This window comes from Tistrella sp., from assembly GCF_002684955.1.
Lineage (GTDB): Bacteria > Pseudomonadota > Alphaproteobacteria > Tistrellales > Tistrellaceae > Tistrella > Tistrella mobilis.
The window spans coordinates 65,339-78,499 of the sequence record NZ_NYWI01000013.1; the positions used below are offsets into that span (position 1 = coordinate 65,339).

General features: G+C 69.9%; 9 protein-coding genes and 2 riboswitches. Of the genes, 2 read left to right on the forward strand and 7 right to left on the reverse strand.

Annotated features, from left to right (window positions below; translation table 11 throughout):
* Positions 1-117 precede the first annotated feature (117 nt).
* Entirely contained in the window at positions 118-2,211 is a 2,094-nt protein-coding gene (locus tag CMO28_RS03040; protein ID WP_296709406.1) for a SpoIIE family protein phosphatase, read from the forward strand.
* Entirely contained in the window at positions 2,208-3,434 is a 1,227-nt protein-coding gene (locus CMO28_RS03045) for an ABC transporter substrate-binding protein (RefSeq protein ID WP_296709409.1), read from the forward strand. The genes CMO28_RS03040 and CMO28_RS03045 overlap by 4 nt, the downstream gene beginning before the upstream one ends.
* On the opposite strand, the gene CMO28_RS03050 is transcribed toward CMO28_RS03045, so the two are convergent.
* The 7 genes from CMO28_RS03050 to CMO28_RS03080 all read right to left on the reverse strand — a co-directional run bounded on the left by CMO28_RS03050 (position 3,413) and on the right by CMO28_RS03080 (position 13,145).
* Positions 3,413-4,987: a glutamate-cysteine ligase family protein gene (locus CMO28_RS03050; protein WP_296709411.1), complete on the reverse strand. Its 1,575-nt coding sequence runs from the start codon at positions 4,985-4,987 to the stop codon at positions 3,413-3,415. The genes CMO28_RS03045 and CMO28_RS03050 overlap by 22 nt on opposite strands.
* Entirely contained in the window at positions 4,984-7,371 is a 2,388-nt protein-coding gene (locus CMO28_RS03055; RefSeq protein WP_296709413.1) for an MFS transporter, read from the reverse strand. The genes CMO28_RS03050 and CMO28_RS03055 overlap by 4 nt, the downstream gene beginning before the upstream one ends.
* Positions 7,372-7,592: 221 nt before the next feature.
* Positions 7,593-9,158 (reverse strand): aminomethyl-transferring glycine dehydrogenase subunit GcvPB, encoded by a 1,566-nt coding sequence (gene gcvPB / locus CMO28_RS03060; protein ID WP_014746302.1) that lies wholly within the window; start codon positions 9,156-9,158, stop codon positions 7,593-7,595.
* Positions 9,155-10,519: an aminomethyl-transferring glycine dehydrogenase subunit GcvPA gene (gene gcvPA / locus CMO28_RS03065; RefSeq protein ID WP_296709416.1), complete on the reverse strand. Its 1,365-nt coding sequence runs from the start codon at positions 10,517-10,519 to the stop codon at positions 9,155-9,157. Before gcvPA ends, gcvPB begins: the two co-directional genes overlap by 4 nt.
* Positions 10,520-10,526: 7 nt before the next feature.
* Positions 10,527-10,904: a glycine cleavage system protein GcvH gene (gene gcvH / locus CMO28_RS03070; protein WP_014746304.1), complete on the reverse strand. Its 378-nt coding sequence runs from the start codon at positions 10,902-10,904 to the stop codon at positions 10,527-10,529.
* Positions 10,905-10,946: 42 nt separating this feature from the next.
* Positions 10,947-12,086, reverse strand: a complete 1,140-nt coding sequence (gcvT, locus tag CMO28_RS03075) for a glycine cleavage system aminomethyltransferase GcvT (RefSeq protein WP_296709422.1) — start codon at positions 12,084-12,086, stop codon at positions 10,947-10,949.
* Positions 12,087-12,174: 88 nt separating this feature from the next.
* Positions 12,175-12,300, reverse strand: a riboswitch (glycine riboswitch).
* Positions 12,301-12,429, reverse strand: a riboswitch (glycine riboswitch).
* Positions 12,430-12,578: 149 nt separating this feature from the next.
* Positions 12,579-13,145, reverse strand: a complete 567-nt coding sequence (locus CMO28_RS03080) for a hypothetical protein (protein WP_296709425.1) — start codon at positions 13,143-13,145, stop codon at positions 12,579-12,581.
* Between the last annotated feature and the right edge of the window lie 16 nt (positions 13,146-13,161).

Sequence of the window (13,161 nt, forward strand, 5' to 3'; positions counted from 1 at the left end):
TGGCCCACCGTTGACCCGGTGCGTCTGGAGGCTCGCCATGTGGCCGGTGATCAGGCAGGATGCACCGGCGGGAGAAATGACGGCCGGCCGGGCGAAGACCTGCCGGACGGCCGGGGCATGTGGCGACGGGGACAGGGCGTGCGGCAGTTTCGATCACTGAGAGTGGCGGTGTTTCTGGGCGTGGCCGCCATCCTGGGCGTCACCGCCGCCGTGATCCTGCCATCGACCACCGCCCTGCTGGAGCGGAGCTTCGTCTCGGAACGCGAGCGCGAGGCGACCAACCCCATCGATCTTTTCGCCACCAGCCTGCGCGAGCGTTTCCAGTCGCTGATCCGCCAGAAGGTCGATGCCGTCGAACAGCGCAAGACGGCGCTGCGCGACCAGGGCGACCAGGTGGTCTCGGTGCTCTCGGCCCTTCGCCGCCTGGCCGCCAATGGCGGGATGAGCGAGACCGCCGCCCGCAACACCGCCCTGCAATGGCTGTCGGACCAGCCGCGCAGCGAGGCCCGCTATGTCATCGTCTATGACGGCGAGATGCGGGTGCTGATCCACCCGGATGCCTCGCTGCTGGGCCAGACGCTGATCGACGGCCGCGACATGAAGGGCCGCCCGGCCTTCAAGGCCGCGCAGGAGGATGTCCTTCAATATGGCGACACCTTCTCCACCTTCCCCTGGCAGAGCCTGGACGCCACCGAGACCCGGCTGAAATTCGGCTATTTCCGCAATTTCGAGCCCTGGGGCTGGACGGTGGCGGTGATCGCCGACGCCGAGGACGTGCAGCGCGCGGCCGATGCCCAGATGGCGCAGATGATCCGGGACCTGACCAACAGCGTCCATGCCCTCCGCCTGGGGGATCGCGGCCGGGCGATGATCTTCGACGGCCAGGGCCGGCTGGTGATCCCGCCCCAGGGCGGCGATGCCGCCTGTGCGGCGATCAGCACCGCGGTCGACAGCTGCGCCGGCGCCTTCGCCATGCTGCCGCAGGACCTGCCCCGCCAGGACACGATTGCGGTGCCGCCGCCGGCCGGGGCCGACGACGTCGTGCTCTACGCCCATCTGTTCAAGCCGCTGGACTGGCGGGTGACGATGCTGCTGTCGCGCGACGACATTCTGGGCCCGGCGCACGAGGTCACCCGCAATCAGGCGCTGCTGCTGGGTTCCGTGCTGGTGCTGTCGTTCCTGGCGGCCTATCCGCTGTCGGGCTGGCTGGTGCGGCCGCTGCGCCGGCTGGAGGTGCGGGTCCGCGCCCTCGCCTCGCAGGATTTCACCCAGGATGCGCCGCCCGATCCGGGGCTCCGGCGGATGATCGACGATCGCGCCGACGAGATCGGCCGGCTGGCCTCTGCCTTCGCCTTCATGGACGAAACGCTCCGCGCCAAGATCCGCGAGCTGATCCGGGTGACGGAAGAGCGCATGAGGATCGAAGGCGAACTCGCCGCCGCCCGCGACATTCAGGAAGGCCTGCTGCCCAAGACCTTCCCGCCCTTCCCCGACCGGCCCGAAATCAACCTCCATGCCCGCCTGGTGCCGGCGAAGGAGGTCGGCGGCGACCTGTTCGACTTCTATTTCGCCGAAGGCCGCCATTTCTACTTCGTGGTCGGCGACGTCTCGGGCAAGGGCGTGCCGGCGGCGCTGTTCATGGCGATCACCCGCACCCTGCTCAAGACCTCGGCCGAAAAGGGCCTGACCCCGGCCGAGATGCTGGCCGAGGTGAACGACATGCTGGCGCGCGACAACCCGAACACCATGTTCGTCACCCTGTTCTGCGGCCGGATCGATCTGGCGGCCGGCCAGCTGGAATACTGCAATGCCGGCCACAACCCGCCGCTGCTGCTGCGCCGCGGCGCCACGGCGCCCGAAGCCCTGAGCACGGTCTGCGGCCCGGCGCTGGGCGTGATGGAAGACATGCCCTACCGGGCGATGTCGCTGGACCTCTGCGCCGGCGACGAGCTGCTGGTCTATACCGACGGTGTGACCGAGGCCCACAACCCCGACAAGGCGCTCTACGGCGACGACCGGCTGCTCCGGGTGTCGGCCGGCGGCATGGCGGCCGATCCGAAGCGCTTCGTCGACCGGCTGTTCGACGACATCGACGATTTCGTTGCCGGTGCCGACCAGTCGGACGATATCACCGTCTTCGCCCTGCACTACGCCGGCCCCGGGGCCGACGCCACCACCGCAGCCCCCGAGGCACTACGGAGCATCGGATGACCCTCTGGAAGCCCGCGACCCTGTTCGGACGTGTCCTGCTGTCGCTGCTGATCGGCCTGGCGCTGGCCGGACTGCTGATCGGCCTGGTGCCCGCCTCGGCCCATGCCGCCCCGCCCTCGCCCGAGGTCCGCGCCGCGGCAGAGGCGATCCCGGCGGTGCCGGGGCCCGAAACCCCCGAAAAGCGCTTCCGCATCGGCTATTACGAAGGCGGCCAGTACGGCGACTACAAGATCATCCTGGCCGCCATCGTCCGCGGGCTGATGCAGCTGGGCTGGGTGCCGCAGATCGATCTGCCGCCGATGGATCAGGTGCCGGATTCCGCCACCCTCTGGCGGTTCCTGGTCGCCAATGCCAATGGCGGCCATGTCGAATTCGTCGGCGACGCCCATTACACCGCCGGCGATTTCGACCCCGAGCGCCGCAAGCAGGTCCGGCCCGAGATCATCGAACGGCTGACCGGCCGGCAGGATATCGACCTGATGATCGCCATGGGCACCTGGGCGGGCCAGGATCTGGCCAATGACGCCGTCACCACGCCGATCGTCGTCGCCTCCACCTCGGACCCCGTCGCCTCGAAGATCATTCCGTCGCCGGATGATTCCGGCCGCCCCAACCTGCATGCCAAGGTCGAACCCGGCCGCTATGGCCGCCAGGTGGAGCTGTTCGACGACATCGTCCGGGCGAAACGCCTGGGCGTGGTCTACGAGAACACGCTGGAAGGCCGCACCTTCGCCGCGATCGAGGAAGTCGAGGCGGTCTCGGCCGCCCGCGGCTTCGACCTCGTCACCTGTTTCGCGCCCTTCAACGGCGTGCCGGAAGAGGTCGCGAAGGCCGAGGCGGTGCGCTGCTACAAGGAACTGGCGCCCAAGGTCGACGCGCTTTACATCACCGTCCATCGCGGCGTGACCAGCAGCAGCCTTGCCGCCATCGTCGATGCGGCGCTGGATGCCGGCGTGCCGACCTTTTCGATGGCCGGATCGGGCGACGTGCGCCGGGGCGTGCTGATGAGCATCGCCCAGGGCGATTTCTCGTATGTCGGGCTGTTCCATGCCGAGGTGATCGGCCGGATCTTCAACGGTGCCGAGCCCTGGGCGCTGGATCAGCGCTGGGTGGCGCCGGCCAAGATCGCGCTCAATCTGGAGACCATGGAGATCATCGGCTTCAACCCGCCGGTCGACATCCTGCTGGCCGCCGACGAGATCTACCGCAAGATCGACCGCTGACCGAGCCCGGCGGCGGCGGACGCCTTGGGCGCCGCCCCGCCGAGCGCGACATGCCGCCGGGCGAAGACCAGCCGCGCCAGCCGTGCGGCCATGTCGCCATTACCGGCTTCGACCATCGCGATCGCACGATCGGCGCCGCTCTGCCCCGTCTTGAGTACGAAGGCCGGATAGGCAAGGAAGCGCGCCTCGCGCGCATCGAGCCCGGCCCCAGCCAGATCGACCAGCTCCGCAGCCAGACGGGCCGCGGTCAACCCGTCGACCTCGGCCGCCAGCCCGTCGCGCATCGCGCGTTCGCGCAGCAGCATCAGCCGCGCCCAGCCATGGCGGGCAATGACGGCCAGGCCCCGGTCCATCACCGCCAGCAGCCCCTTCTGCAGGGCGCCGGCCGCACTCACCACACTGGCCGCCACGGCATCGCCGCCCAGATCGATCAGCTCCTGATCGGGCAGATTGGCGCCGGGGGCGCGACCTTCCAGATAGACCGCCGAGGTGGTCTCGGCCATCAGCCGGGCCAGGGCCGCATCGCTGTCGACCACCGCGGCCAGCGTCGCCGGCTCGGGCATGCGGCCGGGGGCAAAGGCGAAGCGCAGCCGGGCATCCAGGAAGTTCGACGATTGCAGCGCCGCGAAATGGGTGGCCGAGGGGCGGATCTGCACCACCATGTCGTCGCCGCGCAGCCGGCCGCTCCAGCTGCGGCCGTGGCCGAGGAATTCCCGCAGGGTCGGCTGGCCCTCGACCTCTACCAGGCCGCCGATCTTCGAGGTGGGGGCCAGGTCCGCAGGCCCGTGCGGCAGGGCCGGCAGTGGCGCATCCACCCCCAGTGCCCAGCGCATATAGGCGGCAAGCCCGGCAAAGGGCTCGGCCGGCGGCACGAAACAGCTGCGATCGCGGGCGGCATGGGCCCCGCCGCACATCCGCGACCAGAGAGTCAGCCGGTTTTCCTTAAAGCCGGTCGCGCGGCCGTTCTCGTAGGGGCTGTTGGCAAAGAGGGCGATGAAGGCCGCCGAGAAGCCCAGCACCAGATTGACCGCATCGGCGCCGCGATCCACGGGCACATCGGTCGAGGGGCTGTTATGGGCCTTGGCATCGATGCCGGCCGAATGATCCCAGCCCCGCACCTCGTTCCAGTAGTCATAGACCGGCTTGGGCGCCCGGGTCGCGTGATAGAAGGCCTGTGACACCGGCTGGAAGGGATGCTCGGCCAGATTGACCAGCATGCCGCCCGAGGCCGCCACGGCGGCCCCCACCCGGTCCAGCGCCTCGCGCGCCTCGTCGTCGAGCTGCTCCAGACCGGTGACCGGCCCGAGCGAGGCTTCGAGATTGTTGAACCCGTTGTCGACCGAAATCATGCCCGCGGCATCGCGCAGGCCGACCACCCGGCCGCCGAGGCAGAGCGGCTGCGGCGCCCGGCCTTCGGCCTCGCCATCGGCGACCAGGCGGTCGAACACGTCGGGGACCGCCAGGCTGGTGGCGTCCGCGGCCGAGGCGATCGGCAGTTCGATCTCCACCCCGACCTTGACCGGGCGCGGCACCTGCAGGCGCTCGACGGTCATGAGCTGGCCTCCGCCTCCCCCGCCGCAGGCGGGGCGGGGCGACGGTCGAGCAGCAGGAAGAGCAGGCCGGCCGCCAGCATCAGCCCGGCCGTGGCCGCCAGCCCCGCCGTGGTGCCGACCACCGCGAACAGGCCACCCACGATCAGCGGCCCCAGCATCTGCCCGAACTTGTCGGCCGAGCGCTTCATGCTGACCGCCCGGCCGATGCCGGCGCGCGCGACACCGGCCCCCTGCAGGCCATGGGCGCTCTGCGCGCCACCGGCGATGCTGCCCGAGACGCCGATCAGGAACACGGCGGCGACCAGCGCCATCAGATTGCCGCCGATGCTGGCGACGACCAGGGCGGCGGCGGCCGCCAGCGAGCCGGCCACGATGAAGGGCCGCTTGTCGGTCACCTTGTCGGTCAACCGGCCGAAAAGCGGGCCGAGCAGGATGACCGCCAGACCGTTGACCATCAGCACGCGGCCGATATCGGACTGGTTGATGCCCTGTTCTGCCAGATAGACCGGCACCGCGAAGTTGAGCAGGCCGACCTGGGCGATCGAGAACGGGATCACGCTGCAGACCAGCACCAGCATGAAGGTGCGATCGGTGAGCAGGCCGCGCCAGCCGCCGCCGGCCTCTGCCGGTGCGGGCGCGGGGGCGGCTGCGGCAGGCTTGTCGTCGGTTTCGACCGCAAGCTCGCGGCCGGCGCTGACGGCGACCAGCGCCACCACCAGCGGCATGACCATGAACAGGGCCGCGACCAGGAAGACATTGGCATAGCCCAGCTGCTCGGCCAGCATCGCCCCGATGGCGGTGCCGCACATCTGGCCCACGAAGATGCCGGCGATCAGCCCGGCCGTGGCACTGGCCCGGCGCTCGGGCAGCGTGGTGGCGTAGAGATGGCTCTGGATGCCCATCCAGGCGAAGCCATAGCCGAGCCCGCCCAGGGCGCGCGCGGCGATGAAGGCCGCGGGGTGGGTCTGGGTCGCCATCACCACCAGCGAGACCATGTTGGCCAGCACGCAAAGGCCGAAGCCGGTCAGCACCGGCACCTGCCAGCCGCGGCGATCGGCCATCGGCCCCGCGATGAGCGCGGTGACCAGGGCACACATCATCTCGGCCGATACGGGGGCGGCCATCATGATGTCGCTGGTTGCAGCGCCATCGCCCGCGGCCAGCAGGCGCATGGCCAGTGGCACGAAAGACAGCGGCAGCGACCAGGCGAGCAGGAACAGGAAGGCCATCGGCCGGGCAAAGCGCGAATCGGCAATGCCGCCCGCCCCCGCGCGGCCGCGAACCGCGGCAAAGACGAAGATCAGCCCCTCGCCCACGATCATGGCCGAAACCAGCGCCAGGGTGACGGCGTCGAGCACGCGGGACTGGACGCTGTCGGCGATGGCGGCCCCCGACAGGGTGATCTCGATCCGCCCGGCGGGGCGGCCGCCGCTGCCGGCGACCGTGGTCAGATCCCGGATCACCACCGGCCCGGCATCCGGGCCGGTCACGCCGGCGGCGGCGATGCGCGTGCCGTCGGGGCCGACCAGGGCGGCACCGCCGATCAGCGGCACCTGATCGATCAACCGGGCGAAATTGTCCTCGATCCGGCCCATGAAGCGGAGCGCGATGCCCTTGTTGATCAGCTGGTCGAGATCATTGGCGACCGAGGCGGCCAGGCGTTCGCCCTGGCGCGCGGCCGCCGTTTCGACGGCGCTGCGAAACTCGCCGATCGCATAGGCGGCAAACCCCGCCTGGGCCAGAACCACCACCGCAATACCGGCCACCCGCATCCGCTTCAGCCGCACCGCATCTGCCGCCCGGCCGCGGGCCGAGACGACGCCCAGCCCCAGCGTGACCAGAACGCCCAGAATGGTGGCGGCGGCCGCCGCGGCCACCATCGCCTGAACGGTGCGGCCGATTTCGGCGGTATGGGCCTCTTCGGGCAGCGCCACACCCAGATGCGCGACCACCGCGCCGCCGGCATCGCGGATCGGGAACAGCACCCAGCGGCGGCCGGCATTGACGCGTTCCACCACCTGGCCGCCCTGATCCGCGCCGACCACCGGCACCGCCGCCTCTTCGCCGCGGCTGCCCAGCACATGGCCCTTCACATCGACCACCGCCGCCTGACCGGCCAGCGGAATGTCCTGGCGGACATCGTCGAGCAGGTCGTCGAGGCCCGAGAATTTCTCGATCGGCTTGCCGTAGCGCACGGCGACCTGCAACCGGTCGGCCCATTTGCCGCCGATCGCGGTCACCTCGCTGACGGTCGCCTCGGCATCGACACGCTTCAGCGCGGTGAGGTTCAGGAAGCCGGCAATGCCCATGCACACCGGCAGCAGCAGCGCCAGGGCAAGGGTGAGACGGAAGATCGGCCCGCGGGCCCGGGTGGCGAGGCTCATGGAAAGTGATTTTCCGCTATGCAGGACCATCCCCACCAAAGGGGGCCGGATTCCCCGCATCCTACCCGGATGTATCGATTTTGGCCCGCGCTTCCTGTGCCCAGGTCAACCCGGATTGACGCCCATATGCCGCATCGCGGGATTTGCCGACCGAAACGCGAACCGCCCCGGTAGCGATGCTACCGGGGCGGTAGACTTGTCCGTAACGGGCCTCGCCGTGGTCACTCGGCCGCGGCGCGGGCCTCTGCCGGCGGGGTCCAGCGCAGCACCGGCTTGCGGGCGGCGAGCGTCTCGTCGAGACGCCGGCGCGGCGCATAGCGCGGGGCGGCATGGAAGGCTTCCGCCTCCCCCGCCTTGGCGCGGCGGGCGAGCGAGAGCAGCGCGTCGACCAGCTGGTCCAGCGCCTGCTTCGATTCGGTCTCGGTCGGCTCGATCAGCATCGCGCCATGCACCACCAGCGGGAAGTACATGGTCATCGGGTGGAAGCCCTCGTCGATCATCGCCTTGGCGAAGTCGAGCGTGCTGACCCCGGTGCCTTCAAGGAAGCCGTCGTCGAACAGGCATTCATGCATGGCGGGGCCGGGGAAGGCCGGGGTCATCTCTTCCGAGAGCCGGGCCATCAGATAGTTGGCCGCCAGCACCGCATCGCCCGAGGCCGCATGCAGGCCGTCGCGGCCCAGGCTCTTCATATAGGCGAGCGCCCGGGTGAACATGCCCGCCTGGCCGAAGAAGGCCTTGAGCCGGCCGACCGCCGGGCCGCCCGGCACGGCTTCGACCGTGTAGCTGCCATCGTCCTGCCGGCGGATGCGCGGGCCCGGCGCCACATGGGCCAGGCTTTCGGCAAAGACCACCGGGCCCGAGCCCGGGCCGCCGCCGCCATGCGGGGTGGAGAAGGTCTTGTGCAGGTTGATATGCATGCAGTCGAAGCCGAGTTCGGCCGGCTTCACCCGCCCGACGATGGCGTTGAAATTGGCGCCGTCGCCGTAGAAATAGGCGCCCACCTCGTGCACCGCATCGGCGATCACCTTCACGTCCCGTTCGAACAGGCCGCAGGTGTTGGGGTTGGTCAGCATCACCGCCGCGACATCGGGGCCGAGCGCCGCCTTCAGCGCCGCCACATCGACCCGGCCGTCATCGGTGCCCGGAATGCTCTGCACGGTATAGCCGCAGAGCACGGCCGAGGCGGGGTTGGTGCCATGGGCGCTGTCGGGCACGATCACGCGCCTGCGGGCATCGCCGCGGGCGACATGGGCGGCACGGATCGCCATCAGCCCGGCCAGCTCGCCATGGGCGCCGGCGGCAGGGGCCAGCGTCACCTCGGTCATGCCGGTCAGCTCGGTCAGCCAGGTGCCCAGCTCGTGCATCATGCCGAGCGCGCCCTGGATGGTGGAGACCGGCTGCAGCGGGTGCAGATCGGCGAAGCCGGGCATCCGCGCCACCTTTTCGTTCAGGCGCGGATTGTACTTCATGGTGCACGAGCCGAGCGGGAAGAGCCCCGAATCGATCGAGTAGTTCTTCTGCGACAGGCGCACGAAATGGCGCACCACCTGCGGCTCGGCCAGGTCGGGCAGGCCCACCGGGGCCTTGCGCACCACACCGCCCAGCCGGCTCTTCGTCTCGGGCACCGGCGCCAGATCGACACCGATCCGGCCGGGGGTGCCCTGTTCGAAGATCAGCGGCTCTTCAAGCTGCAGGCCGCGATTGCCGGTCGCGGTTTCGGGGATCATCGAGATCTCCGGCGTCTCGTCGCGCGAGACCCGGCCCTGGGAACGGTCCATCGCGGTCATGCCGAAAGCTCCTCGGTCAGCGCCGAGGCCAGCGCCTCGACATCCTCGTCGGTGACGAGTTCGGTCACCGCCACCACCAGCAGGTTCTGCAGCGCCGCCGCATCGGCCTCGACGCCGTCGAGCACCGCCGGCGCGATGCCGGCCAGAATGCCGCGCGCCGCCAGCCGCTCCACCACCGGTGCCGCCGGCCGCCCCAGATCGAGGGTGAACTCGTTGAAGAAGGTGTCGTTGACCAGGCTGAGACCCGGCACCGCCGCCAGACGATCGGCGGCACGACCCGCCAGCGCATGGTTCAGCGCCGCCAGATGGGTCAGCCCCTGCTCACCCAGCATCGCCAGATGAATGGTGAAGGCCGAGGCGCAGAGACCGGCCGAGGTGCAGATGTTGCTGGTCGCCTTGTCGCGGCGGATGTGCTGCTCGCGGGTCGACAGCGTCAGCACGAAACCGCGGCGGCCATCGGCATCCACGGTCTCGCCGCAGAGCCGGCCCGGCATCTGGCGGAGGAATTTCGACCGGGTGGCGAAGAGCCCCACGGTCGGCCCGCCGAAGGTGAGCGCATTGCCGAAGCTCTGGCCTTCACCCACCACGATATCGGCGCCCATGGCACCGGGGCTTTCGACCGCGCCCAGCGACACCGCCTCGGTCACCGCCACGATCAGCAGCGCGCCCTTGGCATGCACCGCCTGGGCCAGCGCCGTCAGGTCGCGGACCTGACCGAAAAAGCCGGGGTTCTGCACGATCACCGCCGCGGTGCCGGCATCGACCCGGGCCGCGACATCGTCTTCCGCCGTCGGATCGGCCGGGGCGAGGTCGACCTCGATGCCGGCGAAGCCCAGCTGGTTCTGCACCACGGCGCGGTAATGGGGATGGACGGATCCCGCCACCACCACCTTGTTCCGGCGGGTGATCCGCACCGCCATCATGCCCGCTTCGGCCGCGGCGGTAGAGCCGTCATAGAGCGAGGCATTGGCCACGTCCATGCCGGTCAGCAGGGCCACCTGGGTCTGGAACTCGAACAGGGTCTGCAGGGTGCCCTGGGCGATTTCCGGCTGATAGGGGGTGTAGGCGGTCAGGAATTCGGACCGCTGGATCAGATGGTCGACGGCGGCCGGCACATGGTGGCGGTAGAGCCCGCCGCCCACGAAGAACGGTCCGTCACCGGCGGCCCGGCTGGCGCGGGCATAGGCGGCCATTTCGCGCTCGACCTGAAGCTCGCTCTTGCCCGGCGCCACGGCCCGGAAGGCTTCGGGGCCGTGAAGCAGGTCGGCGGGCACGTCGGAATACAGGGCATCGATCGACGGGGCCCCGATCACGCGGAGCATCTCCGCGCGGTCCTCACCCGTCAGGGGCAGATAACGCATGATAAGATCACTCCAGCTCCGCGATGTAGGACGCATAGGCGTCCTCGTCCATCAGCTCGTCGAGCTGACCGGCATCGGTGACGCGGACCTTGAAGAACCAGCCCTCGCCCGCAGGGTCGCTGTTGACCAGGCTCGGGTCGTCGACCACCGCCTGATTGGCTTCGACCACCTCGCCGTCGATCGGCGCATAAACGTCGCTCGCGGCCTTGACCGATTCGACCACCGCGGCATCGTCGCCGGCGGCCAGAGACCGCCCGACCTCGGGCAGTTCGACGAACACCACATCGCCCAGCTGTCCCTGGGCGTAATCGGTGATGCCGACGGTTGCAACCTCGCCGTCGAGGTCGATCCATTCATGGTCTTTGGTGAAACGCAGAGTGCTCATGAGGAAGCTCGCTGTTCCCTGATGGGGCGGGAGTGTTGCAGGTCAGCGCCGGTAGCGATGCGGCGCGAAAGGCATGGGGGCGACGGTCGCCGGGCGGGATTTCCCGCGGACGTCGAGGGCAAGGGCGGTGCCGGGGGCGGCCAGATCGGCGCGGACCCAGGCCATGGCCACCGGCCCGTCGACGCTGGGGCCGAAGCCGCCGCTGGTGACACGGCCGACGGTCTCGCCGGTTGCAGGGTCGATCACGTCGGTGCCTTCGCGCGCGATCACCTTGCCCTCGGGAACAAGGCCGACGCGCTTGCGCGCCGGGCCCTCGGCAAAGGCGGCGGCGATCACCGCCGCCCCGGGATAGCCGGCATCGGCGGTGCGGCGGCGCTTCGCGATCGACCAGCCGAGCCCGGCTTCGACCGGATTGGTCGAGAGGTCGATATCGTGGCCGTAAAGGCAGAGCCCGGCTTCGAGGCGCAGGCTGTCGCGGGCGCCGAGACCGATCGGCGCCACCCGCTGATCGGCCAGCAGCTTGCCGGCCAGGCTTTCCGCCTGATCGGCCGGGACCGAAATCTCGTAGCCGTCCTCGCCGGTATAGCCGGACCGGCTGACCAGGCAGGGAATGCCGGCGATGTCGAGCGGCTGCATCGACATGAAGGCCATCTCGGCCGCCGCGGGCGCCAGCGCCGCCAGCACAGCTGCCGCCTCGGGCCCCTGCAGGGCCAGCAGAGCGCGATCATCCAGGATGTCGAGGCTGTGGCCGGCCGGCAGATGCGCCGCGATATGGGCAAAATCATCGGCCTTGCAGGCGGCGTTCACCACCAGGAAGACATGGCCGTCGAACCGCGTCGCCATCAGGTCGTCGCGGATGCCGCCGTCATCGGTGGTGAGCTGGGTATAGCGCATCCGGCCGAGGCCGAGGCCGGTGATGTCGCCCGGCACCAGGGCTTCGAGCGCCGCCGCGGCATCCGGCCCGGTGATCCGTGCCTGGCCCATATGCGAGACGTCGAACAGCCCCGCATGGGTGCGGGTATGCAGATGCTCGCCCTTGATGCCCATGGGATACTGGACCGGCATCAGATAGCCCGCAAAGGGCACCATCTTGCCGCCCTGCGCCAGATGCAGATCGTAAAGCGGGGTCTTCAGAAGATCGGCGGGGGTACCGCCCTGGGTCGGCTGGTCCGGACCGGACATCGGGTCGCTCCGAGAAAACAGGATTGCGGCCGCGCATCTCCCAGGTCCGGCGCCGCCGGTCGATCCGACGTTCCGTCCCCGGAGATGGCCCCGCTCTGTCTTCGGACCTGAAAGATTGTGCGCCGCCATACCCCCGCGGATGCGGTGGCCGCCGTCGCACTTACCCCTTCGGTGAGACGCCGCGATCTTCCGCGCCGCCTGCTTTCCAGAGTGACATTCCCCTGCGGTCCCTGGTGCCTGAGAGTTTACCGGGGCCGGTTGCTCCTTCGGCGGCACTGCCTCGACTGTCTCCCGGCCGTCGACCGGCCGGGTGTCGCGCAGCGCGCTCTCCCACAGGGTTCGTCTGTCACGTAGCCTCCGAGCGCGGCCAGGATACACGAGAGGGCCGCAGGGCACAATCCGGCCCGCAGCCCTCTCGCGTCAACGGATCACGATCCGGACCGGGATGGTTCCGGCCCGGGCAGCGCGTCCCCCCGGGGTCCTGCTGTGCTCTTACCGGCTGTGGCCGCGCTGGAACTCCAGCTGCTCGCGATCGAGCTGGAAGCCGATCAGCAGGGCATAGTCGGCACCGGTGCTGGTGCCGGGCAGCGGCACGCGGATGCTGAGCTCTTCCTTCGACCCGGCCTTCAGCCGGCTGGCCGGGAAGGGCAGATCCGACCGGAAGACCTGCTTGTTCAGAATGGTCTGCTGACGATCGGCCACCGCCACGTAATAGTCGAAGGCGGTTGCGGTGGCATCGGGGGCGGCCGGGCCGCGTTCGGCATCGATCACCACGGTCAGCGCCACATCCAGATAGCGCTTGCCGTCGTCGGTATCGGCATCGCAGGTCCACTGGGCATCGGCGATCCGGCCCAGGAAACGCACGCCGGTCACGTCCTTCGCACCCGGTTCGATCTGCACCGCCTGGGCGGTGTCGCGCAGCACCACCACGCGGGGGCAGACCGGCGGCTCGGCGCGCGAGAAGGCACCGCAGCCGGAGACGACGAGCGCCACACCCGACGCGGCCAGGGCCAGGGCCGCCCGGCGACGCAGGGCCGCCCGCGTCGCCGTCCTGTTCATTGCCGTTTCGGGACCG